Source organism: Planosporangium mesophilum, assembly GCF_016863255.1.
Lineage (GTDB): Bacteria > Actinomycetota > Actinomycetes > Mycobacteriales > Micromonosporaceae > Planosporangium > Planosporangium mesophilum.
The window spans coordinates 22,490-49,264 of sequence record NZ_BOON01000005.1; the positions used below are offsets into that span (position 1 = coordinate 22,490).

Consider the following 26,775-nt stretch of genomic DNA (forward strand, 5'->3'; position numbering starts at 1 on the left):
CTCATACCGACCGGTCGGTACGGACCGTAACCGGGCGATCCGGACGCTGTCAACGGACGGTTCAAGGGGCGTCACTGCGAGAACGCGGGGTGGGGCGGGTGGCACGGCCGGCCCGGTCCGGTCACGTGCAGCCAGCCGTACACCTCGTCCCACACGACGGTGGTGCCGCACCGGCACTGCCGCTCGGAGTCGATGCGCGGGGTCACCGATTCGGCGACCATCCGCGACGTCCTTGTCGCGCGCACGGGCCGGGCCTCCTCGTCACCTCGTCGTGGGGTACTCCATCCGGTGTACGGGCGAAATGCGTCAGGACTGTGTCGGCATCGGGTCAAAACGTCGCCAGCCACCGGCGTACCCACGGATCGCGGGTTACGAGCCGGCTCGGCGTGGAATCCGGCTAAGTGTCCGGTGTACGACAGCCCGACCGACAGCGGATGATCGTCGATCTGCTTAACTCTTGACCGAGAAACACCCGACGCAGACGGGAGTTCATCGTGCAGCACCAGGAGATCGGCGCCTGGCTCGACGACCTGGCCTCCTCGGCGCCGGCACCCGGCGGCGGAGCGGTCGCGGCCATGCAGGTGGCCATGGCGGCCGGCCTGGTGGAGATGGTCGCCAACCTGACCATCGGCAACCCGCGGTACGCCGACCACGAGCAGACGATGACCGAGGCCCGCGAGCAGGCCGGCGAGCAGCGCCGCCTGGCGCTCCGGCTGGCCGAGGACGACGCCCGCGCGTTCACCGCGGTGACCGACGCGTACAAGCTGCCGAAGGGCACCGACGAGGAGAAGGCCGCCCGCTCGGCCCGCATCCAGCAGGCCCTGCTCGGCGCGGCGGACGTACCGTGGCGGACCGCGCAGGCCGCGGCGACCGTGCTCGACCTGACCGAGCGGATCCTCCCCGGCGCCAACGTCAACGTCCTCTCCGACGTGGCGGTCGCCGCCTCCTCGGCGCGCGCCGGGCTGGAGGCCGCGATCGTCAACATCGAGGTCAACCGGGCCGCCATCAAGGACGACGACGAGCGGGCCCGGCTGGGCGACGCGATCGCCTCGATCGAACGCGACCTCGACCGCGCCGACGCCGTGGTCGCCTCCGTCCGGAAGGGACTGAGCCGGTGACGCTCATCGACGGCCGCGCGATCTCGAAGGCGATCCTGGAGGGCGTGACGGCCGGTGTGGCGGAGCTGCGCGCCGCCGGCACCACGCCGGCCCTGGCGATCGTCGTTCCCACCGACGACGAGGCGACCGCGTGGTACGTGCGGTCCATCGTGCGCGCCGCGGAGCGGGTCGGTATCGAGGCCCGCCGGATCGACCTGCACGGCACGACCGCCGTCGAGCTGGTCACCGAGCTCGCCGCACTGTCGGCCGATCCGGCCGTACACGGGATCATCTGCCAGACACCGCTGCCCAAGGGCATCACCCTGGACCAGGTCGGTCAGCACATCGCGCCTGCCAAGGACGTCGACGGCGCCAACCCGGAGAGCCTCGGCCGGCTCGCCGCCGGCCTGCCGGCGTTCGCGCCGGCGACGGCGCAGGCGGTCGTGGAGATCCTGCAGCGCGAGCAGACGCCACTGGAGGGCGCCGACGTGGTCGTCGTGGGGCGCAGCAACGTCGTCGGCAAGCCCGCGGCGCTGCTGCTGCTGGCCGAGAACGCCACCGTCACGATCTGCCACTCACGTACCCGTGATCTCGCCGCCCACACCCGGCAGGGGGACGTCCTGGTCGCGGCCGTGGGCCGGGCCCGGATGCTCGGCGCCGAGCACGTCAAGCCCGGCGCGGTCGTGATCGACGTGGGTACCAACCCCACCCCGGACGGCGGGCTCGTCGGTGACGTGGACACCGAGGCAGTCGAGCCGGTGGCGGGCGCGATCACGCCGGTACCGGGTGGGGTCGGCCCGGTGACCACCGCGCTGCTGCTGCGGAACGTGGTGACGGCCGCGCGCGGCTGAAGAATCTTTCTCCCGGGGTGAACCGGTAACCGGCCACACCCGTGTCCTGGGATGTCAACGGTCGCACATCCCGGAGGTTCACGATGACCCGCGCCCGCGTCGCCGCCCTGCTGGCCACGTCGGCCCTCGCCCTGACGCTCACCTCCGCCTGCGGAGCGTTCTCGAGCGACAAGGGGCGCGTGTCCGCCAGCGGCACGGACAACGCGCCCAGCCTCATCGCCAAGAAGGTCGGCAACCTGGGCTCCGTCGTCACCGACGGTAAGGGCATGACGCTGTACCGGTTCGAGAAGGACACCGCGCAGCCACCAGCCTCCACCTGCGACGGCACCTGCGCGGAGACCTGGCCACCGGTCACCACGACCGCCGACCACGTGCGGATCAGCGGCGTCGACCGGAACCTGATCGGCACGATCGCCCGCAAGGACGGCTCGATCCAGATCACGCTGGGCGGCTGGCCGCTCTACCGGTACGCCAAGGACACCGCGCCGGGCGAGGCCGGGGGCCAGGGCGTGGGCAACACCTGGTTCGCCTCCACCCCGGCGGGCAAGAAGGCGACCGCCACCGACGCCGCACCGGCCGACAACAACTCGGGGTACGGCTACTGACGACCTGACCTGGCAAAACGTGCGGCACGTCGTGGTCTCGGACGGGTTCTCAGACCACAACTTCAGGCAAGGTGCGGCGATCAAGGCGAAGATTGCGGGCGATGAGCCTGCAACAGGTCTACCTCTTCCTGCTCGCCGGCGCCGTGATCCTGCTGGTCAGCGTCGCCGTGGCGCGGCTGGCCCACCGGGTCGGGCTGCCGGTGCTGCTCGCGTTCCTCGCCGTCGGCGTGGGCCTCGGCGAGGACGGTCTCGGCATCCACTTCAACAACGTCGCGCTGGCCCAGGCACTCGGCACGGCCGCCCTCGCCGTCATCCTGGTGGAAGGCGGTCTGAGTACGGAGGTTTCGCTCATCCGGCCGGTCCTGGTGCCCGCCTCGATCCTCGCCACCGTCGGCGTCCTGATCAGCGTGGCGGTCGTCGCCGTCACCGCGCACGTCGCGCTCGACCTGTCGTGGCAACTGTCGTTGCTGCTCGGGGCGATCGTGTCGTCCACCGACGCGGCGGCCGTCTTCTCGGTACTGCGTGCGCTGCCGCTGCCCCGGCGGCTGACCGGTCTGCTGGAGGCGGAGTCGGGCATCAACGACGCGCCGTCGGTGATCCTCGTCGTCGCGCTGAGCACCACCACCCTGCACCCGACCAGCGTCGTGCATCTGCTCGGCGACCTCGGGTACGAGTTGATTGCCGGTGCCCTGTTCGGCCTGGCCGTGGGGTGGGCCGGGGTCTGGCTGCTGCGCCGGCTGTCGCTGGTGACGTCGGGCCTGCACTCGATAGCGATGGTCGCCACCGGCGTGATGGGGTTCGCGGCGGCCGGGATCGCGCACGCCAGCGGCTTCCTCGCCGCGTACGTCGCCGGGCTGGTCCTGGGCAACGCCGGGTTGCCGCACCGCCGGGCGACCCGGTCGGTGGCCGAGGGGCTGGGCTGGATCGCCCAGATCAGCCTGTTCGTCATGCTCGGCCTGCTCGCCACCCCGCACGAGCTGCGGGCGAGTCTGCTGCCCGCGCTCGTGATCGGGATCGTGCTGCTGCTGGTCGCGCGCCCGCTGGCCGTACTGCTGTGCCTGACGCCGTTCCGGGTACCGCTGCGCGAGCAGGTCTTCCTGTCGCTCGCCGGCCTGCGCGGCGCGGTACCGATCGTGCTCGCCACCATCCCGGTGGTCGCCCGGGTACCCGGCAGCCGGCAACTGCTCAACCTGGTCGTCTGCCTGGTCGTCATCTTCATTCTGGTGCAGGCGCCGGCCCTGCCGCCGCTGGCGCGCCGGCTGCGGCTGGTACCAACGTCGGTCGGGCGTGAGTTGCGGGCCGAGTTCGCGCCGCTGGACGTGATCGACGCCGAGCTGATCGAGCTGACCGTCGACCCCGGGTCCCGCCTGCACGGCGTGGAGATCTTCGAGCTGCGCCTGCCCGAGCCGTGCGCGGTCACGCTGGTGGTACGCGAGGGGCGCGCCTTCGTGCCGCAGCCGACGACCCGGCTGACCACCGGTGACCAGTTGCTCGTGGTGGCGACGACCGCCCAGCGGGAGGCGGTCGAACGCCGGCTGCGGGCGGTGGCCCGGGCCGGACGGCTGGCGGCCTGGTACGGCGAGACCGGCGACCCGGACGGTCCGGCGGCGATCAACCGGTGACGGTCAGCCCTGCTCCACGGCCGGCTGGGCGGCTGCCCGTACGGGTCGCCACATGCCGATGCGCACCCGTACCCCGTCCGAGGCGTGCATCAGCGGCCGGCCCCGCGGCGTGGGCAGGCCGGCCACCTCGATCAGGTTGTGCCGGAGGTGACCGAGCCAGGCGTGGCGCAGCGGCCACGGCGGGTGCTCGGCGTCGGCGGCGACGAGCCGGTCGGCGAACACGCTGTACAGCCGGAAGCGGGCGGTCAGGAAGTGGTCCAGCGGCCCGAGTTCCCCCTGCGGAAACGGGTCGCCCAGTTCGATCTGCGCGTCGCAGTGCGCGCCCGGCGGCCCCGGCCAGCGCCGCCGGGAGTGGTACGCGATCGCGCCCCCGGCGCCGCGGACCGACATCGCCGACCACTGGTACGGCAGCCCGTAGCCGAGCCGGCCGCTGAGGACCGCCGGCAGCCGGGCGGCGTCCAGGGAGAAGAACCAGATGCCGGTACGGCCGTCCGGCCCCCGCACGTAGGTGCGCACGTTCGTCTCCGGGAAGCGCGACAGCCACGGCAGCGAGGGCAGCCGCGGTGCCCGTACCCGGTCCATCAGGAACGGGATCAGGCCGACCCAGGCGTCGCCGTCGAACGTCTCCACCTCCAGACCCGCCGGGAGCAGCTCCTGGACGGTCTGGGGTGGATAGCGCCAGTGCAGGAAGGTCAGCGTCCGCCAGTCCTGGCACATGACGGGGCGCGGAACCGTCGGAGCGGGCGGCGGGTACATGGCGCCGAGTTACCCATCGCGCGGCCGGCTGACCCTTACGATCTTGGACAGTTGTGCGCGCTACAGGTCGCGGAACTGTCCAGGAGCGACACTGTCCAGGAGCGACTCAGTCGAAGAACCGGGCGAGGTGCGCGTCGTCGGGGCCCGGCTCCTGCTCGGCCAGCGGCGCCAGGTCGCCGAAGACGCTGGCGCCGTCGCAGCCGGCGTGCAGCGGGTACCAGCGCAGGGGGCTGCCAGGGCGCGCGCAGATCCCCTTGATGGTCTGGACGTCGAGCAGCCGGACGTGCGTGGGGTCGGCCACCGCGTTCACGTACCGCCACCAGGGGCTGAGCACGTGCAGTACGCCGTCCGGGCGCAGTACCCGGTGGCACTCGTCGACCAGCGGCAGGTAGTCGATCAAATGCTCCAGCACGTGGACCGCGAAGATCGCGTCGGCGCTCCGGTCGGCGAAGGGCAGTCCGTCCGTCAGGTCCGCGCGTACGTCCACACCGGTCGCCGGCCGCCGGTCGACGCCGATGTTGGGCGGGTACTGCTTGATCTCGCCGCTGCCGAGGTCGAGGATGACCGGTTCCCGCCCGCCGACCCGTACCCGCGACCAGACCGCGAGCACACCGGCGAGGCGGCCGATGAGCCGGCGTACCAGCAGCAGCTCCTTGCCGTCTCGCAGGTCACCGCCGAGGTGGGCGACCCCGCCGTCGAACCGGACGTCGACGGCGACGCCCCGCAGCCGGTCGTCGTGGGCGAGCAGGTCGTGGACGGACTCGGTCAGGTGCCGGTCCAGCGCCCCCATCCGGCGCCCACCGTGCGGCGCCGCTCCCCCGATCCAGGTCATCGAGATCCGATCCCGCCTACTCGGTGCCGATGAGATGCCGCGTCCGCGGCTCGCCGCGGGCGTACCGCTCGGCCAACTCGTCCATCATCCGGTCGGCCTCGGTCATGCGCTCGGTGTGCTGGCGCAGGTGCTCCTGCCAGTTGTTCGCGGTGAACGTCTCGACGTACCGGGTGGGATCGGCCGCGTCGTGGTACAGGTTCCAGCGCTGCGCACCGAAGCGGCGCCGGCTGCCGCGTACCAGTCGCATAGCGTTCTCGAAGTCGCGGGCGTGCTCCGGATCGACCTTGTAGTCCCGTATCACCAGCACCGGGTTGGAGTCGTGGTCGGTACGCGGCCCGACACGGGGCTCGATCGACAGCGGCGAGATCTCCCGCTCGTAGTGGGCGCCCAACCCCACGTGGTAACCGTGCGCGGCGAGCGGGCCGATCACGACGCCGGCGCCGGCGATCGCCAACGCGAGGTCGGTCCCGTAGCCCTGCGCGAACGCACCCCAGATGGCGGCGCCCACCGCCTGGGTGCCCTGGAAGACCAGCAGGTACACCGCCATCGCCCGGGCCCGCACCCAACTCGGCAGCGCCGTCTGCGCGGCGGCGCTCAGCGACGAGAGGCCGCCGATGAACGCGATGCCCATGATCACCAGGATGACCAGGTCCATTGCGAGCACGTGCGGGCTCAGCGCGATCTCCACCATGCCGAGGCCGAACAGGACGGAGCAGGCCCTCACCACCATCTCGAGGCCGAGCCGCTCCCGAGCCCAGTTCAGCAGCGCGGCGCCGATCACCGCGCCCAGGCCGACCGCGCTCAGCAGCAGCCCGTACCCGGCGGAGCCGAGGTGCATGTGCTTGGCCGCGACGACCGGGAGCAGCGCCCACAGCGCGGACGAGAAGAGCAGGAAGATCGAGGCGTGCATGAGCACCGCCCGTACCGGCGGCGAGTGGCGGACGTAGGCCAGCCCGGTACGCATCGCCGACATGATCGGCTCGGCGCCCAGCGGGCGCAGCTCCCGAGGTCGCGGCCAACGCTTGAGCGCGATCAGCGAGCCGAGGAACGACACGGCGTTGACGGCGAACGCCGCCGCCGCGCCGAGGACCGCCACGATCAGACCGCCGATGGCCGGACCGACGGCGCGGGACAGGTTGATGCTCACCGCGTTCATCGCGGTCGCCTGCGGGATCTCCTCGCGCGAGACCAACTCCGGCTGGACGGCTATCCAGGCCGGGGCCATCAGGGCGCCACCGGTCCCGATGAGGAACGTGAACAACAGGAGCAGCCAGGGCGTCATCAGCCCGACGAAGGTCAGCACCGCCAACCCCGCAGCGGCGACCAGCGTGAAGCCCTGCGCGATGATCAGGAGCCGGCGGCGGTCCATCACGTCGCCCAGCGCGCCGGCCGGCAGCCCGACGAGGAAGACCGGCAGGCTCAGCGCCGTCTGTACCAGCGCGACCGGTAACGCGGCACTGGTCAGCGTCAGCATCAGCCACTGGGCGGCCACCGTCTGCATCCAGCCGCCGACGCTGGAGGCGAACTGCGCGATCCAGAGACGGCGGAACCAGGGGTGGCGCAGCGGCGCCCAGGCCGACCCGGTCCGCGTCTCCGGAGGCGGCGGCGCGTCGGCGGCCGGGGTGGTGGGGTGAACGGGGGTGGTCACGGTGAGATCCTCAGTCGAGCAGTCGAACCTGGCCGGTGTCCACGGTGACGGTCTTGGACTCCAACGGCTTCGTGGCCGGCCCCTGGCGGACCGAGCCGTCGGTGATCGCGAACTTGCTGTTGTGGCAGGGGCAGTCGATGGTGCCGTTGCCGACCCTGTTGACCAGGCAGCCCTCGTGGGTACAGACGGCGCGGAACCCCTTGAAGACCCCTTGGACCGGCTGGGTCACCACGACCTGGCGGGTGGGGTACACCTTCCCGCCGCCGACCGGGATCTGATCGGCGGAGTCCAGGATGCCCTGCCCTGCCTGCCCCGGCGCCGGGGTGCGCGGGCCTTGCTCCGGGCCGCCCCGGTCACCGAACGGGGGCGGGTACCCGCCGCAACCACTCAGCGACAGCCCGCCGAGCGCGACACCGCCGATGAGCACTCCGCGCCTGGTGATCTGACCCATCGCGATGCCTTCCGTCCCGTACGGCAGACCTCGCTACCCGATCGCCACCTGGATATGCGCACATCCGGAACGACGATGGTTACCGAAGCGGGGAAGGGGTAGTCGCGCTGGCGAAAGATCCGCGGCCATGTCGGACCGTCACCCGAGGAGAGACCGTGCTACCGCGATCGTTCTGGACGAGGCGGAAGGAGGCCGGTGGGTCCGGCCCGGACCTGTCCTGCCGCGTGGAGCGGCAGTCTCCCGTCGCCCTGGTGCGCCTCGCCGGAACGTTGACGGTGGAGACCGCGCCGGCCGTCCGCGCCACCCTGTTGCAGTGCCTGGCCAGCCAGCCCGAGCTGATCGTCGTCGACGTCTCGACGATGGATGCCGACGATGACATCGTACTTTCCGTCCTCCCTTCCATGGCAAGCCACGCCGCGGCGTGGCCCGGCGCGTCGCTGGTTCTCGGCGCTCCCGGACCGCAACTGTCGGCCGCGCTCGACCGGATGGCGGTCTGCCGGTCCGTCCCGATCTACCCCACGGTCGAGCAGGCGCTCGCCAGCCGCTCCGTCAACGTGCCGCGACGGCGCGCGAGCCAGGTCCTCAAGCCGGTACCGCGCTCCCTCGGGAAGGCCCGCACGCTGGTCAAGCGCGCCTGCGCCGGCTGGAACGTGGACACGGTCACCGACCGGGCCCAGATCGTGACGACCGAGCTCGTCGCCAACGTGCTGCGGCACGCGGGTACCCCGATGGAGCTGACCGTCTCGCTGCGCCAGCGCTATCTGCACCTGTCGGTGCGCGACGACTGCCGCGCGGCGCCCCGACTGGGCGGGTCGGAGAGCGAGTTCGGCACGGACGGGCGCGGTCTGAAGATCGTGGAAGCGCTCGCCACCGGCTGGGGCAGTACCCCGACCGAAAACGGCAAGGTGGTCTGGGCCACCCTTCAGTTACCAGGTAACAACCGACGGTGATACCCGCTGCCAGCAAAAATGTTGTGGACCAAGTTAGGTTTCAGCCGTCGTACAGTTGGAAAGGACGTGGGGTCTCTCCGCGACGATGGGGGCCGCTCATGGCCGAAACCGCACACGTCGAAGTCTGGCGTTTCGACTCCATACATTTAGTCAAGATCACCGGCGTACTGGACTTCGCTGCCTCAGTGCGTCTGAGGCTCGTCCTTTTCGAGCAGCTCGACGCCGGCGCCGACCAGGTCGTCGTCGACCTTGCCGGAGTCCGGCTGATCGACGCCAGCGCAGTCGGCGTGATGCTGCGTGTACAGGAACAACTTTCCGAACGCGGCGGGAGCCTGCGGGTCCAGGGCGCGCAGGGGCTGGCGCTCGAGGTCTTGGAGATCACCGGCTCGGCCAAGGCCCTGGCGGCCTACGACCCGCCGCTGGAACTGCCGTCGACGGCCGAGCGCACCGACAACGTCGAGCATCTCGGCACCGACCGGCACCAGTGGCAGGGCCTGTGGGGTGACGAGATCAACACTCTGCTGTGGACGATCAGCCAGCTCCCCGCCGACGACCCGCACCGCCGCCACCTGCGCCAACGCGTGGTGGAAGCGTGCCTGCCGTACGCCGAGCGGCTCGCCCGACGCTTCCACGGCCTCGGCGAGTCGGCGGCCGACCTCAACCAGGTGGCCGCGGTCGGCCTGCTCAAGGCGGTCGACCGGTTCGACCCGAGCCACACCACGGACTTCGCCAGCTATGCCACCCCGACCATCGTCGGCGAGCTCAAACGCCACTTCCGCGACCGCGGCTGGAGCGTACGGGTACCGCGCCGGCTCCAGGAACTACGGCTGGAGATCAACCAGGCGCGGGAGTCGCTGACCCAGCGGCTCGGCCGCTCCCCCACCGTCCGCGATGTGGCCGACCACCTCGACATCGATGAGGAGCCGGTGGTGGAGGCCATGGTCGCGGCCAGCGGGTACCGGGCCAGCTCGCTGTACGCGCCGACGCACCCCGGCGAGGACGCCATGACTCCGGCGGACTGGCTCGGGCAGGAGGACGACGGGCTGGACGCGGTCGAGTTCCGCGAGGCGCTGCATCCGTTGCTCGCGAAGCTGCCGCACCGCGAGCAGAAGATCCTCAGCCTGCGGTTCTACGGCAACATGACCCAGGCGGAGATCGCCCGGGACCTGGGCATCTCGCAGATGCACGTGTCCCGGCTACTCAGCCGTACCCTCGACCGCCTGCGGGAGGACCTGCTCCGCCAGGACTGAAGCCCGCGCATGCGCGCCCTCTGATCCTGAAGGATCTCCGTGTCCCGATACGGAGATCCTTCAGGATCATCGGAGTCCGAACGATCAGCCGGCCGGGATGCGCTCCGTGGGCTCGATCTGGTCGGGCTGCGCCGACCCTTCGGCCAGCGACCGGCGGCGGGCGAGGTAGCGCCACCCGAACCAGATCACGCCGGCGAGAACGGCGAACGAGCCGGGCATCCGGGTGGCGCGGGTCAGGCTGTAGCCGTCGGGAAGCACCAGGAACGCCGCTGCCGCGGTGACCACCACCGGCCAGCGAGCCTCGAACCCGGCGGCGGCCAGCACGGCGATCGGCAGCAGCCAGTACCAGGGGTGGAAGACCGGTGCGAGCAGCGTGGCCGCCAGCAGCGCCCAGGCGGCGTACCCGACGATCTCCCGTGCGCCCCGCCCGCGCGCCCGCCACCAGATCGCGACCAGCGCCACGGCCAGGACGGCCATGCCCACGGCGCGGGCGCCGACGACCAGCCCCAGGGACAGGTGCGTCGCGCCGAAGAGCCGACCGACGTACCCCAACGCGATGCCCACGGCGGTCGGCACCGACGTCCACTGGATCGTGACCCCGCTGTACTTCAGGCCGGACAGCCACCCCACACCGAGCCCGGTCGCCAGCGCGATCACGCCGTACGCGGCCACGAAGCCGGCCGCGACCCACGCCGTCGCGGCGGCCAGCCGTCGCGGCGACCGTTCGGGGCGTACCACCAGCAGTACCGCGAACGGCAGCGCGACACCGGCGGTGGCCTTGACCGCGACCGCCAGGCCGAACAGCGCCCCGCTGGCCAGCGGGCGGCGGCGCACCGCGAGGAACAGCCCGGCCAGGCAGAGGCCGACCATCAGGCCGTCGTTGTGCGCGCCGGAGATCAGGTTCACCCCGATGACCGGGCTGGCGAGGGCGAGCCAGGCGGCGCGGGCGTCGTCCACACCGCAGGCCCGCGCCAGGCGCCGCAGAAAGACCGCGGTGAGGCCGATGCCGGCGACCGCGACGAGCCGCAGCAGCGCGATCACCACCCAGAGGTGGCCGGCGGCGACCTTGACGATGCCGGCGGAGATCGCCAGGTACAGCGGCCCGTACGGCGCGGGGGTGTTGCGCCAGACGTACGACATGGTGCCCAGCCAGGGGCAGGGCAGCGCCGCCGGGCCGACCCGGTACGGGTCCAACCCGCCCAGGTACACGGCGCCCTGGCAGGCGTACGCGTACACGTCCCGGCTGCTCAGCGGCGGCGCCAGCGCGAGCGGCAGCACCCAGATCACCGCGGTGACCAGGACCCAGCGGGCGCTGGGCGGTCCCGTCCGGCCGACGAGCAGCCAGGCGGCGACCATCAGGGCGGTGCCGACGAGCCACGCCGCCAGGCAGTACGGACCCGTCGGGGTGGCGAGCACGCGGGCGGGGGTCCCCCGCAGGTCGCTGCCGGGCAGCGATCCCCCGAGGTACGCGGCGCCCGCCAGCAGGAGCGCGCCGAGCAGACCGAGGTAGCGGGCAACCCGCAGCCGATAGAGACCTGACACGTCGCCCATGCTCGCACTCCCGACGCCGGCCGGCAGACCGGGCGGGCGCAACCACCCCCAGGGTCACAGCCCGGCGCCGTGTCCGGAGCGCCCGCCGCCTGGTACGCCTACCCATCCGGGAACGACCGGGCCGGTGCCCGGCTAGGGTTGAACTGCGATGGAACCCGTTGACCAGGCCTTCCGGCCCGGCCCGCAGCCCGCCAGCCCGCCTCGCAACGGCTTCGACCGGTTCTTCGAGATCAGCAAGCGCGGCTCGACGGTCGGCCGGGAGGTCCGCGGCGGTCTCGCGACCTTCTTCACGATGGCCTACATCGTGGTCCTCAACCCGCTGATCCTGAGCTCGGCCGTGGACGGCGACGGCGCGCGGCTGGACCTGGGCGCGGTGGCGGCCGCGACCGCGCTCGTCGCCGGCCTGACGACGATCCTCATGGGCGTGGTGGGCCGGTTCCCACTGGCCCTCGCCGCCGGCCTGGGCGTGAACGCGATCGTCGCGTTCGAGGTCGCGCCGCAGATGACCTGGGCCGACGCGATGGGCCTGGTGGTGATCGAGGGTGTGGTCATCTCGATCCTGGTGCTGACCGGGCTGCGTACGGCCATCTTCCGCTCGGTGCCGACCCAGTTGAAGACGGCGATCGGGGTCGGCATCGGCCTGTTCCTGGCGCTGATCGGGTTCGTCAACGCCGGGTTCGTCCGCGGCAGCGCGGGAACTCCGCCAGTCAGCCTCGGCCTCGGCGGCCGGCTCGCCAGTTGGCCGGCGCTCGTCTTCGTCCTCGGCCTGCTGTTGACGGCGTTGCTGATGGTCCGCCGGGTCAGGGGCGGGATCCTGATCGGCATCGCCGCCACGACCCTCCTCGCCATCGCGGTCGAAGGAGTCGCGAGGATCGGCCCGTCGGTGGTCAACGGCGTGCCCAACCCGAAGGGTTGGAGCCTCACCGTCCCGACGCTGCCGAAAAAGATCATCGGCGTACCGGACCTGGAGCTGCTCGGCCGGTTCGACGTGCTCGGCCCCTGGGTGCGGGCGGGCTGGCTGGTCGCGTTGATGTTCGCGTTCACCCTGATCCTGACGGACTTCTTCGACACGATGGGCACCATGGTCGCGGTCGCTCAGGAGGGCGGCATGCTCGACGAGAGCGGCGCTCCGCCGCGGGCACGGGAGATCCTCCTCGTCGACGGGATCGCGGCGGCGGCCGGTGGTGCGGCGAGCGCCTCCAGCGCCACCTCGTTCCTGGAGAGCGCCGCCGGGGTCGCCGAGGGCGCTCGTACCGGCGCCGCCAACCTCGTCACGGGCACGCTGTTCCTGCTCGCGATGTTCCTCGCCCCACTGGTCACGATCGTGCCGTTCGAGGCCGCGTCGACCGCCCTGGTCGTGGTCGGCTTCCTGATGATGACCGCGGTACGGAGCATCGACTGGAGCGACTACGAGATCGCGATCCCGGCGTTCCTGACGATCGTCCTGATGCCCTTCACGTACTCCATCTCCAACGGCATCGGCGCCGGCGTCATCTCGTACGTGCTCCTGAAGACGGCCGGCGGCCGGGGCCGCCAGGTCCACCCGCTGCTGTACGCGGTCGCGGTCATGTTCCTGCTGTACTTCGCCCGCGGTCCCCTGGAGGCCCTGGCCGCCCGCCGTTAGGCGGTCAGGCCGCCTTGTCGACCTCCCGCAGCTCGCCGGTGTGCACGTCGTACACGAAGCCGCGCACCGACTCCTTGCTCGGGATGAACGGGTCGGCGAGGATCCGCGCGATCGACTGGCGCACGTCCTCGTCGAGGTCGGTGAAGGCCTCCGCCGACCACGGCGGCTTGATACCGACCTCGGCCTGGATGCTCCCGCGGAACTCGTCGTCGGTGAACGTCAGCATGCCGCAGTCGGTGTGGTGGATGAGGATGATCTCGGTGGTCCCGAGGAGCCGCTGGCTGATCGCCAGGCTGCGCAGCTCGTCGGCGGTGATCACACCGCCCGCGTTGCGGATGACGTGCGCGTCGCCCTCGCTCAATCCCAGCAGCCCGTACGGGTTGAGCCGCGCGTCCATGCAGGCCACCACGGCCACTCCGCGGGCGGGGGGCAGCGGCAGGTCGCCCTTGTCGAAGGTGGACGCGTACCGGGCCGCGTTCGCGATCAGCTCGTCGGTGACACTCACGGCAACCTCCTGGTATCGACACGGATGCCCGAAGCATATATGTATTCCCATAGGATTAATAGAGATTGCCGGCGAGCGCCGCCTTTCCCCCGGTTGGCCGGGTGATAACTGGGTAGACCGAGTTGGACGTCGATGAACGCGGGAGACGACGATGGCTGAGGTAAGCGCTCCGTCGACCGGTCACGGCCGGCCCTGGCTGCGAATCTTCGTCGCCGGTCTGGTGCTGTGGCTGCTCACCGTGGTGGTCACGTTCCTGACCGGCAACCCCAATCTCGTCCCGACGCTCGTACTGCTCGGCAGCTTCCTGGTCCCGGTGACGTTCGTGGCCTGGGCCTTCGAACGCCGCGACACCGGCGAGATCAGCGCACCGCTGATCCTCAACACCTTCATCGTCGGCGGCGTACTCGGTGTCCTGGCGGCCTCCCTGCTGGAGTCGTACCTGCTACACCCCTCCCCCGGACTGTTCCTCGGGGTCGGGCTGATCGAGGAGGGCGTCAAGCTCGCCGCGCTGGCCTGGCTGACCCGCCAACTGCGGATCAAGTCCGTACGCGACGGCATGATCCTCGGCGCGTCGGTGGGGTTCGGGTTCGCCGCCTTCGAGTCGGCCGGGTACGCGTTCACCGCCCTGTTCACCGAGCGCGGACTGTCGCTGATGCAGGTCGTACAGACGGAGATCCTGCGCGGGCTGCTCACCCCGCTCGGGCACGGGCTGTGGACGGCGATCCTCGGCGGGGTGCTGTTCTCACCGAGTACCCGTGAGCACTTCCTGATCTCCGACCGCCTCTTCTTCTCGTACCTGGGGGTGTCGTTCCTGCACGCCCTGTGGGACTCGATGCACCAGATCTCGGTGGTGCTCACCCTGCTGCTCACCGGAGCGCCGTGGCAGCAGAACCTGCTCGCCCACGGCTACATCCCGCGGCCGACCGAGACCCAGGTCCAACTGATCACGGTCATGGACTGGGCGGGGCTGATGGTGGTGTCCGGTATCGGCATCGGATGGCTGCTGTACGAGTGGCACCGGGCGCCCCGGGCGCGCCCGCCTGCCATCGCCTGGCGGGTGCCGACCGGGCACTGGACGGCGCCGGCCCGCTGAGTCCTCACCGGCCGGGACCGTCGGCAAGGGCGCAAACCGGTTTCGCCGAACCGACGACGCTGGGAGCATTCCGGCATGGAGACCGCCGCACTGCGCGCAGTTGGCCTGGTGAAGGAGTACCGGCGGGGTCGGGCCGTCGACGGCGTCGACCTCACGGTGCGCACCGGTGAGCGGGTCGGTCTACTGGGACCCAACGGGGCCGGTAAGACGACCACGATCCTGATGTCGCTGGGCGTGGTGACCCCCGACGCCGGCAGCGTCGAGATCTTCGGCCACCGGCTACCCCGGGCCAGGCCCACCGCGATGGCCGAGGTCGGTTTCGCCGCGGGCTACCTGCCACTGCCCAATCAGATGCGGGTGATCGAGTACCTGCGGATGTTCGGCCGCCTGTACGGGCTCCGCAGAGCCGACGACGCGGCGCAGGCCGCGCTGGAGCGCTTCGGGGTCGGGCACCTGGCCCGCGCCCTCGGTACCGAACTGTCCAGCGGGCAGAAGACGCTGGTCGGCATCGTGAAGGCGGTACTGCACGAGCCCCGACTGCTCGTCCTCGACGAGCCGACCGCGTCCCTCGACCCGGACGTGGCACAGCGGGTACGTACCGGGCTGGGCGACCTGTGCGCCGAACACGCCACCGCGCTGCTGGTGACCAGCCACAACATGGTGGAGGTGGAGCGGCTGTGCGAGCGGGTGGTCTTCCTGGCCCGCGGCCGGGTAGTGGCCGACGGTACGCCGTCCGACATCGCCCACCGCTTCGGCCGCGACGGGCTGGAGGGCGTGTTCCTGCACCTGGCGCGGGACGAGGAGGCCGCATGAACAGCGGACCGGCGGCGGAGTCGGCGCGGCGCGTCTTCGCGATCGCCGCGCGGCACGCGTACGTGCTTCGACGCAGCCCGCACCGGGTGTTCGACGTCGTGGTCTGGCCGGCCGTCGACGTGGTGCTCTTCGGCTCGATCGGCATCTTCGCCGCCAGCCGGGCCACCGGGACGGCGCGCCAGGTCACGCTGTACCTGCTGGTCGGGGTGGTGCTCTGGCACGTCGTGTACCAGGCACAGATCGCGGTCGCGACCGGCTTCCTGGAGGAGACCTGGTCGCGTACGGTCCTCAACCTCATGGTCACGCCGATGCGGGAGTGGGAGTACCTGGCCGGCGTGGCACTGTTCGGGCTGGTCAAGCTCGTGGCCGGGGTGGGCGTGGTGGCGCTGATCGCCTGGGGGGCGTACGCCTTCGACGTCACCAGCATCGGCGTCGGACTGATCCCGATCGCGGTGCTGCTGCTCGCGATCGGGTGGGCGATCGCGATGTTCGTGGTCGGTTTGGTGCTGCGCTTCGGCAGCGGGGCGGAGGTGCTCGCCTGGGGCATCCTCTTCATGACGATGCCGCTGTCCGGCGTGTTCTACCCGGTGAGCGCCCTGCCGGCCGCCATCCGCCCGATCGGCCGGGCGCTGCCGACCACCCACGCGTTCGAGGCCGGTCGCCTGCTGGCCGCCGGTCGACCGACGCCCTGGGGCGAGTTGTGGCTGGCCGGGGCCGGCACCGCGGTCCTCGTCGTGGCGAGCCTCGGCTACCTCGGTTGGATGCTGCGGATCTTCCGAGCCCGGGGCTACATCACCCGGTACCTGTGAATTCTCGGGCTGTTGTTCACGATGGACTACCGGGGTCGCGGATCACCGCGACCCGGCTCTGTCGGTCCATCCGGTACCCGACGCCCCGGATGGTGCTGATGACCGGGCCGCGGCCACCGAGCTTGGCCCGCAGCCGGAGGATGTGGACGTCGACGGTACGCCCGCTGCTGGCCACCGGGGACCCCCACACCTGGCGGAGCAGCTGGCCGCGGGTGAGCACCCGGCCGGCGTTGTCGGCGAGGCAGAGCAGCAGGTTGTACTCGAGTCTGGTCAGGCGCATCGACCGGCCGTCGAGCAGTGCGATGCGGCGGTCGACGAGCAGGACGAGGTCGGGTACGGGTGAAGGCGGCACCGGCGGCCCGGTACCCGGCTCGGTCTCGGCGTAGCCGACGGCCGGCTCCGGCTCGGTGGGGACCAGGGCGACGGTGGTCGACACCCGGGCGGCGTAATCGTCGTCCACGGCCAGGGCGTGCAGTCGGTCGGCGAGCGCGAACACCCGCTCTGCGGCCGGGGTACCCCCCGGCACCGCTATCTGGACGTTGACGACGAGCGTCGGGGACTGGGGAAGGGTACGGGCAACGGGGTTCGCAGGGGCGGACCGGTGGGTGCGCAGGCTGCGCAGGGCGCGAACGGCGGGCATGGGGGTCTCCTCGAGGTGGCCGTCTCCGACGGCGGCTGGCCGCCGGCGTCGCCGGGTTACGGCGAGGGCGGCCGGTGGGGTAACGGCGCCGGTGTGCCCGGTCACGGTGCCGGTGTGCCCGGTCACGGTGCCGGTGTGCCCGGTCACGGTGCCGGTGTGCCCGGTCACGGTGCCTCCGGCGCCACTTGGAGGGGCAGGCCGGCGGCGCGCCAGGCGCTGATGCCCCCGACCAGGTCGGTGGCCCGGAACAGGCCGAGGTCCTGCAGGGCGGCGGCGGCGAGCGAGGAGGTGTAGCCCTCCTCGCAGTACACGATCAGGGGTAGGTCGTAGCGGTCCGCGATCGGCAGCCGGGCGTCGCTGGTCGGGTCGAAGCGCCACTCCAGCACGTTGCGCTCGATGACGAGGGCGCCCGGGATCTGGCCGCCGGCGACGCGCTGCGCGACCGGCCGGATGTCGACCAGGACGGCGCCCGCGCGCTGGGCGTGCGTCACCTCGGTGGGGCCCAGCCGGTCCAGCCGGGCCCGCGCCTCCGCGAGGACCTGCGCGATGCCACGCCGGCCGGTCACCAGTCGACTCCCGCCTTCTCCACGACCTCGACGCTCAACACGCCGTCGTCGATGCGGTACCTCGTCATCTGAGTCAACGACGGGGCGTAGACGTGCAGGCTCACCGCCGGAGCGGTAACCGCGTTGACGATGCGGTGCACGTGCCGGGGCCCGAACGCCCGCACCGCGCCGGCGGCGAGCGTGGTCTCGACCGGCGTGACCGGCCCGGCTCCGGCCACGGTCGCCACCTGCTCGGTGAGGACGCCGCTGACGACCACGAACGCGCCGGCCGACCCGCCGTGGTCGTGCAGGTCGGTGGACTGGCCCGGCAGCCAGGTCAGCAGCCAGGCCTCGTGAGTTCGGTCACCGCCGATCCGGGCGTACCAGCGGGAGACGGGGTTGAATCGCGGCGCGAACGGCCAGTTCGACGGGTCCTCGGCGTAGCGGCGGGCGAGGGCTGCGAGCCCCGTCACTGGGCGACTGGCGTGCAAATGGGTAAGAGTATGGGACATGTCTGCTCTCTCGGCGGAGTTCGGCCTGCTGGGAACGCATCGGCCGCCCGGTCGCGCGGGACGGCGGAGGTCAGAGACAGCGCGTCAGGCCGCCGACGGCGCGGCGCCAGCCGGGCGAGGCATGGAGAGTGGCCCGCATGACAGACACCCTACTTGATTTTCCTATTGATCTGATAGGGAATTTCCTCACCACCTGAACGGATGACTGGATGAGCCTGCTGTTCGAGCCGCTCCCCCTGCGTGCGGTCACCCTGCCCAACCGCGTCGGTATGTCCCCGATGTGCCAGTACAGCTGCACCGCCCGCGACGGGCTGCCCACGTCCTGGCACGCCACCCACCTCGGGTCCCGTGCCGTCGGGGGCGCCGGGCTGATCATCACCGAGGCCACCGCCGTCAACCCCGAGGGGCGTATCTCCCCTGAGGACACCGGCATCTGGTCCGGGCGGCACGTCGACGCGTGGCGGCCGATCGCGGAGTTCATCAGCGCGCAGGGTTCGGTGCCCGCCATGCAGCTCGCGCACGCCGGGTTCAAGGCGTCGACCTATTCGCCGTTTGCGATCGGTCGCGACGGCGTACCCGACTCCGACGGCGGCTGGGAGCCGGTCGCGCCCACGACCACACCGTTCTCCCTCACGTACCGCACGCCGCGTGCGCTGGACACCGCCGGCATCGCCGAGGTGGTCGAGGCGTTCCGGGCCGGCGCCGTCCGCGCCCTCGAGGCCGGGTTCCAGGCCGTCGAGGTGCACGCCGCGCACGGCTACCTGCTGCACGAGTTCCTGTCACCGCTGAGCAACGACCGGACCGACGAGTACGGGGGAAGCCTCGCCAACCGGATGCGCCTGACCGTCGAGGTGACCCGCGCGGTCCGCGCCGCCGTCGGCGAGGACGTGCCGGTGCTCGCGCGGATCTCGGCCACCGACTGGGTCGACGGGGGATGGACCGTCGAGGACAGCGTGGTGCTGGCCGGTGAACTGAAGGCGGCCGGCGCCGACCTGATCGACTGCTCCACCGGCGGCGTGGTGCCTCACGCCACCATCCCGGTCGGACCGGGCTACCAGGTGCCCCTCGCGTCGCGGGTACGCGCCGGCGCGGACATCCCCACCGCCGCCGTCGGCATGATCACCGAGCCGGAGCAGGCGGAGGAGATCCTCACCGACGGGCACACCGACATGGTGCTGCTCGCCCGCGAACTGCTGCGCGACCCGTACTGGCCACGCCGGGCGGCGATGAAGCTGGGCGCCGAGCCGGGGTGGCCGGCGCAGTACCGCCGGGCGTTCTGAGCGCAGCGCCGCCCACTACGGTGACGGCATGCTGTTCAAGGCGCTGTGCATCCTGTCGGTGATCTTCGTGGGCATCGGCATGGTCGGCATCGTGATCCGCCGCCGGCGCGGCTTGTAGACCGCGCCGGCGGCCCCGCCACCACGGCGGGAGCCCTAGGAGGTCACGGCCGTCGCGATCGTCGCCACGCCGGCCCCGACCAGGGCGTACGCCCAGACCCGGTCCAGGTTGACCCAGGCGGTACGCAGGATCCGCAGCCCCACGACCTCGTACACGACGAGCGCCACCGCACCGGCGACGGCCACCATCGCGACGGTGTGGACGGTCGTGGCGCCCAGGCCGGTCCACAGTGAGGCGCCCGCCGCCGCGGCCCCGTGGTGATGACCGCCGGCCGGCGTCGGGCCCGCGACGAGCACCGGCAGCAGCATCAGCCCCGCACCGTGTACCGAGGACATCAGGAACGACCAGGAGACGAGCTGTGCCGCCGACAGCCGCATCCCGGCCCACCGGAAATGGCGCTGCGACAACGCCCGCCACAGCCCGAACCCGACCAGGACGGCACCGCCGCCGATCGCGACCAGCCGGGTGGCGAGCACCGACTGGAACACACCCACCAGGCCGGCCACGACCAGTACCGAGGCCGCGTGCCCGGCCGCGATCGGCGGCAGCGCCCGCAGCAGCGCGGCGACGGCTCTGGGTCGCGGCGCGGCGCCAGACGTCGCCGAGCCAGAGTCGTCGCTAAGGCTGCGCTCCTGGAGGCCGATCGCAACCGCGAACAGCCAGCCCATACCGGGGTTGAGCCCGTGGAACGCGCCCAGCCCGGCCAGGGCCAGCCACTGCCAGCCGGTCACGGGTAGCAGTACGAGTCGGAGGAGGCGTCGCCACCCTGGAGCCGTACCTGGTGCACGCGCCGCCCCCGGAAGTCGTCACCGTTCGGGAAGAAGCGCTCGTCCAGCGCGATGCCGCCGGCCGGGTCGGCGTCCAACTTCACCGCCCAGGCGCCCACCCCTTCCGGGTAGAACTGGTCGTCCCAGGATCCGTAGAGGGAGTTGGTGACGTAGACCCGCCGGCCGTCCCGGCTGATCTCGACCATCTGCGGGCCGCCGCGCAGGGGCTGGTCCGGCGCGGCCGGGTGCGGCGTCCGGCCGACGATGCCGCCGATGCGCACCGAGCCGGTCTTGACCGGTTTGAACGGGTCGCTCACGTCGTACTGGAGCAGCTCGCCGGTCCCCCACGCCGACACGTAGAGGGTCTTGTCGTCGACCGTCAGGTCGATGTCGGTCACGAGCGGCGGGACCGCACCGAACGGCTGCAGGATCGGTGGCAGCAGGGCCGGGTCGGCGGGCTCGGCCGGGATGTCGATGACCTTGGTGACCTGCCACTCCTTGCCTTTGTCGCGATGCCACAGCCAGATCGACGCGGACAGGTCCTCGACGCTGACCACCACGCCGACGAACCCGTAGTCCTTCGTGGGATCGTGCGCCGGCCGCAACTCCAGCGGCATCTGGTACTGGTCGCCGAGGTCGACCCGCTGCAGGTGCCGGCGCTTGCGCAGATCCCAGAAGTGCAGGGCGTGCCCGTACTTACGGCCCAGCAGCAACTCCCCGACGAGCCCGTCCTCGATCATCGACGGCGTGCCCCACTCGCTCGTGACGAGCGTGTCGTGGCCGAGGTGCCACCAGGCGTCGTACGCGAGGTACTGCGGCCCGCGGTCGATCTCCCACTGGCCGCGCACCTCGAACGAGGTGTGGTCGAGCAGCGCGATCCCGCCCGGCCCGTCGTCGCCGTTCGCGCCGCCGAGCGCCGACACGTAGATGCCCTCCGGTCCACAGTGCACCGTGTGCGGCCGGGAGTAGCCGGCGTGCTTGGCCAGCTCCTCGGCCTCCAGCACCTTCACGATCTCGGGCTGGCGCGGGTCGGCCTTGGTGTCGAGGACGTAGATGCGCGACGAGCGCAAGCCGGGGACGACCAGGTACCGCCGCTCGACGTGCGGGTGCGGCGCGTACGGGCACAGCGCGCTGCTGCACGCGTTCCACCCGAAGTGGTGCAGCTCGTCGCCGGTGTAGGGCAGGTCGGTCCAGCCGACGACCTGGCCGTACCGGTCGGAGTCGGGGTCGGTGTCGAGGACGGCGATCGCGTCGGGCTTCTCGGCGGACCGGTCGAAGGCGGCCAGGTACGCGAGCTTCTCCGGCGGCGCCTCGACCGCCTGGCGGGGTGACGGATAGAAACTGGGGTCGGGCTTCCACAGCGCCATGGGGCCTCCTTGGCCGAAGCTGGAGCCTGCTCGTGTCCATGGTTCCACCACTGACCCGATGGCCCCAGGGGGCATCGCAACAGTTATAACCTATCAATCAAGTAGGTTATTAATACAATGTGTCCCGCATCGCAAGATCACCAGGGGGGCCGACCCTCCACCCGGCACCCGAATCCTTAAGGATCATGAAGAAGGTTGCTGAGGAAGCTCCCACACCAAACGGATGCCTTCGTCCTCGCCCGAGTAGTCGTCGGGTACGTCGTGCAGCGGCCCGACGGTCGCCTGCCAGGCCACGTTGGCCGGGTGCTCGGCCAGGTACCGCCGCATCGCCCGGTAGTCCTCCACCGTCACGAGGTGGAACAGATCCTGCCCGTCGCGCCAGATGCGCCACTCCCGCACGCCGGCGGAGCGCAGGGCGGCGTCGAGGTCGGCCGGGATCACCTGGTGGATCCGCTCGTACTCGGACTCGCAGCCCGGCTTGAGCCTGGTGTGCAGGGCGATCGTCCGCATCCGGTCAGCCCTTCGGGATCCCGTAGAAGCGGCGGGCGGTCCCGCCCGTGATGGCCGTCCGCTCGTCCGGGCTGAGCTGCGCGATCAGCTTGTCGACGGTCTGCACCCAACGGCCGTACGAACCGGCGAGCAGGCACACCGGCCAGTCGGAGCCGAACATCAGCCGGTCCGGGCCGAACGCCTCCACGACGACGTCGACGTACGGCCGCAGTGACTCGGGGCTCCACCGTTCCCAGTCCGCCTCGGTCACCAGCCCGGACAGCTTGCAGGTGATGTTCGCGTGGGTGGCGAGCCGCCGGATCTGGCTGGCCCAGGGCTCGAGGACGCCGTCGGCGATGTACGGCTTGGCGCAGTGGTCGAGGACGAACTCGACGTGGTCCAGCTCCTCCACGGCGCGCAGCGCGGCCGGCAACTGCGGCGGCCTGATCAGCAGCTCGTACCCGAGGCCGGCCTCGGCGACGGCGCGCAGCCCGCGCCGCACGTCGGTACGGCACAGCCAGTCCGGGTCGGGCTCGTCCTGTACCGGGTGCCGGATCGCGCGCAGGTAGGCGCCGCCGATCCGGGAGCGCAGGGCCGCCAGGTCGTCGGCCACCGACGGGGCGGTCAGCTCGACCCAGCCGGTCACCGCGGCGACCAGGTCGTGGTCGACGGCGGCCCGCAGCAGTTCCGGCGTCTCGCCGGGTACCGCGAGCGTCTGTACCAGGACGGTCGCGCTCACCCCGGCGGCGCCGGCTTCCGGGGCGAGGTCGTCGACCGTGAAGGTGCGCCGGATCGGGGCGTACGCCTCACCCTCCAGCCACGGCTGGTCGCGCACCGACAGATCCCAGATGTGGTGATGCGCGTCCACTCGCGACGTCATGGGCGACATCCTCCCCTAGTCCTGTGCCTTTCCGCTGACCAGCCGGGAGAGGACCAGGGCCAGGATGATAATCACGCCGTTGATCGCCTGGAACCACTCGGCCGGTACGCCCGCAAAGGTCAGAATATTCTGGATCAAACCCAGAACGATCAGACCACAGAGCGCACCGAAGATTGTGCCCTTGCCGCCGTCGAGACTAACGCCGCCGATCACTGCCGCGGCGAACACTTGGAAGATCATCTGGTTGCCCTGGCTGGCCGTCACGGAGCCGTAGTGGCCGGAGTAGAGCAGCCCGGCGAGCGCGGCCAGCAGACCGGCGATGACGTACCCGACGATGAGCACCCGGTCGGTGCGGATACCGGCCGCGCGGGCGGCGTCGACGTTGCCGCCGATCGCGTACAGCGCCCGGCCGTGTCGCAGGAAGCCCAGGGCCACGATCCCAGCGGCGAACAGCACCGCGCAGATCCACACCGACACCGGTACCCGGCCCCAGACGGCGCTGCCCGCGTAGGTGAACGAGGCCGGCAGTTTGAAGATGCTCGCGCCCTTGGTGAAGGCGATCACCAGACCGTGGCCGGCGACCAGCATGCCGAGCGTGAGCACGAACGCGCTCAGCCGGAACTTCACGATGAGCAGGCCGTTGACGACGCCGACCAGCACGCCGACGAGCAGGCAGATCGGGATCGACCAGCCCGCCGACAGGTGCAGCCAGGCCGGTACCAGGACGCCGAGCGCGGGCCCCAGGCCGATCGTCGCCTCCAGCGACAGGTCGAACCGGCCGGCGATCAGGACCAGCGTCTCGGCCAGGACGAGCAGCCCCAGTTCGGTCTGCGACTGAAGGACGTTGAGCACATTGTCGGTGGTCGCGAACGCCCGGTCGACCAGGGCGCCGACCACGAACAGCACGGCGATCACCGGCAGCAGCGCGAAGTCCCGCAGCCGGGCCAGGCGCGGACCCGACCGGGTGGGCGACACGACGGCGGTACCGGTTTCAGCGACCTGGCTCACCACTGACTCCCTCCATCGCGGCCACCAGCCCGTGGTCGGGCCAGCCGCGGCGGTACTCGCCGGCCATCCGGCCGCGGAACATGACCGCCACCCGGTCGCAGCCGCGCAGATCGTCCAGTTCATCGGAGACGACCAGGACGGCCGCTCCGGCGGCCGCCGCCGCGTCGACGATGCCGAGCAGTGACTCCTTGGAGCGCACGTCGACGCCGGCGGTCGGGTTGAGCAGGACGAGGACGCGGGGCTCGCCGGACAGCGCCCGCGCCATCACGACCTTCTGTTGGTTCCCGCCGGACAGGCCGGACACCGGCTGCTGCGGGCCGTCGGTGGTGATGTCGAGGTCGCGGATGTACCGCTCGGCGAGGGCGCGGCGCCGCCCCGGCCCGACCCAGCCGAAGCGGCCCAGCCGGTCCGCAATGGACAGTGTGGCGTTCTCTGCCACCGAGAGCGTCGGTACGAAGCCCGAAGCGTGGCGGTCGTGCGGTACGAAGCCGACGCCGGCGGCGATGGCCTCCGGCACGCTGCCGGCCTTCACGCTCCGGCCGGCGACCTCGACGGTGCCCTCCCGGGCGGTACGCAGGCCGACGATCGTCTCCCCCACCTCGAGCGCGCCGCTCGCGCCGCCGCCGGCCAGGCCGACCACCTCACCGGCGCGTACGGTCAGGTGGACCGCCTCGTACGTACCCGGCAGCCGCAGTCCCTGAAGTTTGAGCGCGACTGGCGCGTCCTCCCGCACGGCGGGCCGGCCGGCCGCCGTCCCGGTCAGGCCCTGCGCTTCCCCGGTCATCGCCTCCACCAGGCGCGGCCGGGGCAGCTCGCCGACCGGCGCGGTCACCACGCGCCGGCCGTCACGCAGCACCGTGACCGCCTGGCAGACCTCGTAGATCTCGTCCAGGTGATGGGAGATGTACAGGAACGTCACGCCCTGCTCCCGCAGTCCGTGCAGCCGCCGGAACAGTCGCTGGATGGCGGCGCCGTCGAGTTGGGCGGTCGGCTCGTCGAGGATGATGAACCGGGCGCCGTGGCTCAACGCCCGCGCGATCTCGAGCATCTGCCGCTGCTCGACGTTGAGGTCGCCGGCCGGCCGGGCCGGGTCGACCGCGAGGCCCCACTCGCCGAGGACGACCCGCGCGTCCGTACGCAGCCGGCGCCAGGAGATCAGGCCGCGGTCGGTCTGCCGGTTCAGGTACAGGTTCTCGGCCACCGACAGGGTCGGGATGATCGTCGACTTCTGGTACACGCACGCGACGAGCCGGCGCCACGCGGCCCGGTCGCCCAGCGGCGGCGCCGGCCCGCCGCCGAACCGGACCTCGCCGCCGTCCGGCGCCTGCAGTCCGGTGAGGACGGAGACCAGGGTCGACTTGCCGGCGCCGTTGCGCCCCACCAGGGCGTGCGACTCGCCGGCCCGGACGGCCAGGGTGACATCGGTGAGCGCGGCCGTGTTGCCGTACCGCTTGGTGACCGCGACGGCCGACGCCACCGGTTCGGTCACTGGTTTCCCCACAGCGCGGCGTCGCCGGCCGCCACGCTGGAGTACTCGCCGAAGGTACCGGGGTTCTTCGTCACCAGCGGCGCCGCCAGCTGGTCCTCCAGGCCGTTCGGCAGCGCGATGATGGTGCTGTCGTGGTCGGTCCGGCCCGGCTGGAACGTCCTGCCCTCGACGGCCGCCTTGGCGTAGTACAGGCCCCACTGCGCGTAGGCGTCGGCGGGCTGCGACACCGTCGCGTCGATGTCGCCCGCCTTGATGGCGTCCAGCTCGGCCTTGATGCCGTCGTTGGAGACGATCGCGATGTGCTTCGGGTCGCCCGGCGGTACGAGCAGGTTCTTCTGCCGCAGCACCTGGAGCGTCGGGGCGAGGAAGGCGCCGCCGGCCTGCAGGTAGATGCCCTGGATGTTGTTACCGGTCTGGGCCAGGACGGTGGTCAGCCCGGCGGACGCCTTCGTGCCCTCCCAGTCGGTCGGGATCTCGAACAGCTTGATCTCCGGGTACTTCCTGGTCATGCAGTCTTTGAACGCCTCGGACCGGTCCCGGCCGTTGATCGAGGTGAGCGCGCCCTGGAACTCGACGACGTTGCCCCTGCCCTTGAGCGTGGTGCCGAGGAACTCGCACGCCTTGGTGCCGTAGGCACGGTTGTCGGCGCGGACCACCATGTACACCTTGCCGGTGTCCGGCCGAGTGTCGACGCTGACGACCGGGATCTTCTTCTGCTCCAACTGGTTCAGGGTCGGCGCGATGGCGGCGGTGTCCTGCGGCGCCATCACGATCGCCCTGGCTCCCCGGCTGGTCAGGGTCTGGGTGTTGGACACCAGTTTCTGGATGTCGTTGGCCGAGTTGGTCGGCGGCAGCAGGTCCACCCCGACCTGCGCGGCCTTCCCCGGCACGTACCTGTTGTACGCGTTCCAGAAGTCGGTGTCGGCGCGCGGAAAGTCGACTCCGACCCTCGGCCCGCCGGCACCCGTACCGCCGTCGCCGCCGTCGCCGCCGTCGCCGCCGTTGCCGCCGCAGGCCGCCGCAAGAGCGGCAGAGAGAAGAAGTACGCCTATCCGGGTCGTCTGACGCATGCCGAACCCGTCCTTCCCATCGCCGGGGTGAGCCTGCCGCCGACAGGCACCGGACCGGTGACCGGACGGCCGGGGCCGTCGCGCCGAGTCGTCCGCGCCGCCGATTTTCCAGAGCCGTAGTGACAGAATCCTATAGGCTATTTGGACTGAGAT

28 protein-coding genes are annotated in these 26,775 nt (G+C 71.5%); 11 read left to right on the forward strand and 17 right to left on the reverse strand.

All coding sequences use genetic code 11. The features are described 5' to 3' along the window. Positions 1–71: 71 nt before the first annotated feature. Complete coding sequence (locus Pme01_RS02590; protein ID WP_168112846.1) at positions 72–221, reverse strand: hypothetical protein; 150 nt, start codon at positions 219–221, stop codon at positions 72–74. Between the two features lie 273 nt (positions 222–494). Between Pme01_RS02590 and Pme01_RS02595 the strand changes: the two genes are divergently transcribed. From Pme01_RS02595 to Pme01_RS02610, 4 genes are all read left to right on the forward strand, one after another. Continuing rightward, a complete protein-coding gene (locus tag Pme01_RS02595; protein WP_168112845.1) occupies positions 495–1,118 on the forward strand; it encodes a cyclodeaminase/cyclohydrolase family protein in 624 nt (207 codons plus the stop codon). After that, positions 1,115–1,948 (forward strand): bifunctional 5,10-methylenetetrahydrofolate dehydrogenase/5,10-methenyltetrahydrofolate cyclohydrolase, encoded by an 834-nt coding sequence (locus tag Pme01_RS02600; protein WP_168112844.1) that lies wholly within the window; start codon positions 1,115–1,117, stop codon positions 1,946–1,948. Before Pme01_RS02595 ends, Pme01_RS02600 begins: the two co-directional genes overlap by 4 nt. Positions 1,949–2,031: 83 nt before the next feature. Further along, a complete protein-coding gene (locus tag Pme01_RS02605; protein ID WP_168112843.1) occupies positions 2,032–2,553 on the forward strand; it encodes a hypothetical protein in 522 nt (173 codons plus the stop codon). A gap of 101 nt (positions 2,554–2,654) precedes the next feature. Further along, a complete protein-coding gene (locus Pme01_RS02610; RefSeq protein WP_168112842.1) occupies positions 2,655–4,175 on the forward strand; it encodes a potassium/proton antiporter in 1,521 nt (506 codons plus the stop codon). Positions 4,176–4,178: 3 nt separating this feature from the next. Here Pme01_RS02610 and Pme01_RS02615 read toward each other — a convergent pair whose 3' ends face one another. The 4 genes from Pme01_RS02615 to Pme01_RS02630 all read right to left on the reverse strand — a co-directional run bounded on the left by Pme01_RS02615 (position 4,179) and on the right by Pme01_RS02630 (position 7,862). Next, positions 4,179–4,892 (reverse strand): YqjF family protein, encoded by a 714-nt coding sequence (locus Pme01_RS02615; RefSeq protein WP_203935399.1) that lies wholly within the window; start codon positions 4,890–4,892, stop codon positions 4,179–4,181. A gap of 145 nt (positions 4,893–5,037) precedes the next feature. After that, positions 5,038–5,763, reverse strand: a complete 726-nt coding sequence (locus Pme01_RS02620; protein WP_168112840.1) for a methyltransferase domain-containing protein — start codon at positions 5,761–5,763, stop codon at positions 5,038–5,040. A gap of 16 nt (positions 5,764–5,779) precedes the next feature. Beyond that, positions 5,780–7,411, reverse strand: coding sequence for an MFS transporter (locus Pme01_RS02625; RefSeq protein ID WP_168112839.1), 1,632 nt, complete (start codon positions 7,409–7,411; stop codon positions 5,780–5,782). 10 nt (positions 7,412–7,421) lie between these two features. Further along, on the reverse strand, positions 7,422–7,862 hold the full coding sequence (locus tag Pme01_RS02630) for a Rieske (2Fe-2S) protein (RefSeq protein ID WP_168112838.1): 441 nt from the start codon (positions 7,860–7,862) through the stop codon (positions 7,422–7,424). Positions 7,863–8,017: 155 nt separating this feature from the next. Between Pme01_RS02630 and Pme01_RS02635 the strand changes: the two genes are divergently transcribed. Together Pme01_RS02635 and Pme01_RS02640 are read left to right on the forward strand one after the other, a co-directional pair. Continuing rightward, positions 8,018–8,812: an STAS domain-containing protein gene (locus Pme01_RS02635; protein ID WP_168112837.1), complete on the forward strand. Its 795-nt coding sequence runs from the start codon at positions 8,018–8,020 to the stop codon at positions 8,810–8,812. Between the two features lie 98 nt (positions 8,813–8,910). Further along, entirely contained in the window at positions 8,911–10,062 is a 1,152-nt protein-coding gene (locus Pme01_RS02640) for a SigB/SigF/SigG family RNA polymerase sigma factor (RefSeq protein ID WP_275408487.1), read from the forward strand. 84 nt (positions 10,063–10,146) lie between these two features. Here the strand turns inward: Pme01_RS02640 and mptB are convergent, their stop codons facing one another. Further along, on the reverse strand, positions 10,147–11,604 hold the full coding sequence (mptB, locus tag Pme01_RS02645; protein WP_239087979.1) for a polyprenol phosphomannose-dependent alpha 1,6 mannosyltransferase MptB: 1,458 nt from the start codon (positions 11,602–11,604) through the stop codon (positions 10,147–10,149). A gap of 157 nt (positions 11,605–11,761) precedes the next feature. Between mptB and Pme01_RS02650 the strand changes: the two genes are divergently transcribed. After that, positions 11,762–13,237: an NCS2 family permease gene (locus tag Pme01_RS02650; protein ID WP_168112834.1), complete on the forward strand. Its 1,476-nt coding sequence runs from the start codon at positions 11,762–11,764 to the stop codon at positions 13,235–13,237. A gap of 4 nt (positions 13,238–13,241) precedes the next feature. Here Pme01_RS02650 and Pme01_RS02655 read toward each other — a convergent pair whose 3' ends face one another. Then, entirely contained in the window at positions 13,242–13,742 is a 501-nt protein-coding gene (locus tag Pme01_RS02655; RefSeq protein WP_168112833.1) for a beta-class carbonic anhydrase, read from the reverse strand. Positions 13,743–13,893: 151 nt separating this feature from the next. Here Pme01_RS02655 and Pme01_RS02660 point away from each other — a divergent pair, with 151 nt between their 5' ends. The 3 genes from Pme01_RS02660 (at position 13,894) to Pme01_RS02670 (ending at position 16,457) form a co-directional block, all read left to right on the forward strand. After that, on the forward strand, positions 13,894–14,835 hold the full coding sequence (locus Pme01_RS02660) for a PrsW family intramembrane metalloprotease (protein ID WP_168112832.1): 942 nt from the start codon (positions 13,894–13,896) through the stop codon (positions 14,833–14,835). 75 nt (positions 14,836–14,910) lie between these two features. Further along, complete coding sequence (locus Pme01_RS02665; protein WP_168112831.1) at positions 14,911–15,648, forward strand: ABC transporter ATP-binding protein; 738 nt, start codon at positions 14,911–14,913, stop codon at positions 15,646–15,648. Then, positions 15,645–16,457, forward strand: coding sequence for an ABC transporter permease (locus Pme01_RS02670; protein WP_168112830.1), 813 nt, complete (start codon positions 15,645–15,647; stop codon positions 16,455–16,457). Before Pme01_RS02665 ends, Pme01_RS02670 begins: the two co-directional genes overlap by 4 nt. A 16-nt stretch (positions 16,458–16,473) precedes the next feature. On the opposite strand, the gene Pme01_RS02675 is transcribed toward Pme01_RS02670, so the two are convergent. From Pme01_RS02675 to Pme01_RS02685, 3 genes are read right to left on the reverse strand one after another with little or no spacing between them, the layout of a single operon-like run. After that, on the reverse strand, positions 16,474–17,265 hold the full coding sequence (locus Pme01_RS02675; protein ID WP_168112829.1) for a winged helix-turn-helix domain-containing protein: 792 nt from the start codon (positions 17,263–17,265) through the stop codon (positions 16,474–16,476). Next, the gene (locus Pme01_RS02680; protein WP_239087980.1) at positions 17,262–17,663 is read right to left on the reverse strand and encodes a rhodanese-like domain-containing protein; all 402 of its coding nucleotides are present in this window, start codon (positions 17,661–17,663) and stop codon (positions 17,262–17,264) included. The genes Pme01_RS02675 and Pme01_RS02680 overlap by 4 nt, the downstream gene beginning before the upstream one ends. Continuing rightward, positions 17,660–18,115 (reverse strand): cysteine dioxygenase, encoded by a 456-nt coding sequence (locus Pme01_RS02685; RefSeq protein ID WP_239087981.1) that lies wholly within the window; start codon positions 18,113–18,115, stop codon positions 17,660–17,662. The genes Pme01_RS02680 and Pme01_RS02685 overlap by 4 nt, the downstream gene beginning before the upstream one ends. Before the next feature lie 248 nt (positions 18,116–18,363). Here Pme01_RS02685 and Pme01_RS02690 point away from each other — a divergent pair, with 248 nt between their 5' ends. Next, entirely contained in the window at positions 18,364–19,434 is a 1,071-nt protein-coding gene (locus tag Pme01_RS02690; RefSeq protein WP_168112827.1) for an NADH:flavin oxidoreductase/NADH oxidase, read from the forward strand. Between the two features lie 153 nt (positions 19,435–19,587). On the opposite strand, the gene Pme01_RS02695 is transcribed toward Pme01_RS02690, so the two are convergent. The 7 genes from Pme01_RS02695 to Pme01_RS02725 all read right to left on the reverse strand — a co-directional run bounded on the left by Pme01_RS02695 (position 19,588) and on the right by Pme01_RS02725 (position 26,622). Then, positions 19,588–20,283 carry a hypothetical protein gene (locus Pme01_RS02695; protein WP_168112826.1) on the reverse strand — a complete coding sequence of 232 codons (696 nt, stop codon included), beginning with the start codon at positions 20,281–20,283 and terminating at the stop codon, positions 19,588–19,590. Next, positions 20,280–21,686 (reverse strand): selenium-binding family protein, encoded by a 1,407-nt coding sequence (locus tag Pme01_RS02700; RefSeq protein WP_168112825.1) that lies wholly within the window; start codon positions 21,684–21,686, stop codon positions 20,280–20,282. The genes Pme01_RS02695 and Pme01_RS02700 overlap by 4 nt, the downstream gene beginning before the upstream one ends. Before the next feature lie 183 nt (positions 21,687–21,869). After that, positions 21,870–22,196: an L-rhamnose mutarotase gene (locus Pme01_RS02705; RefSeq protein ID WP_168112824.1), complete on the reverse strand. Its 327-nt coding sequence runs from the start codon at positions 22,194–22,196 to the stop codon at positions 21,870–21,872. Between the two features lie 4 nt (positions 22,197–22,200). After that, a complete protein-coding gene (locus Pme01_RS02710; protein ID WP_168112823.1) occupies positions 22,201–23,055 on the reverse strand; it encodes an amidohydrolase family protein in 855 nt (284 codons plus the stop codon). Positions 23,056–23,070: 15 nt separating this feature from the next. Further along, complete coding sequence (locus tag Pme01_RS02715; protein WP_168112822.1) at positions 23,071–24,063, reverse strand: ABC transporter permease; 993 nt, start codon at positions 24,061–24,063, stop codon at positions 23,071–23,073. Beyond that, complete coding sequence (locus Pme01_RS02720) at positions 24,047–25,552, reverse strand: sugar ABC transporter ATP-binding protein (RefSeq protein WP_203935400.1); 1,506 nt, start codon at positions 25,550–25,552, stop codon at positions 24,047–24,049. The genes Pme01_RS02715 and Pme01_RS02720 overlap by 17 nt, the downstream gene beginning before the upstream one ends. After that, complete coding sequence (locus Pme01_RS02725; protein ID WP_168112820.1) at positions 25,549–26,622, reverse strand: sugar ABC transporter substrate-binding protein; 1,074 nt, start codon at positions 26,620–26,622, stop codon at positions 25,549–25,551. Before Pme01_RS02725 ends, Pme01_RS02720 begins: the two co-directional genes overlap by 4 nt. Positions 26,623–26,775: the final 153 nt, after the last annotated feature.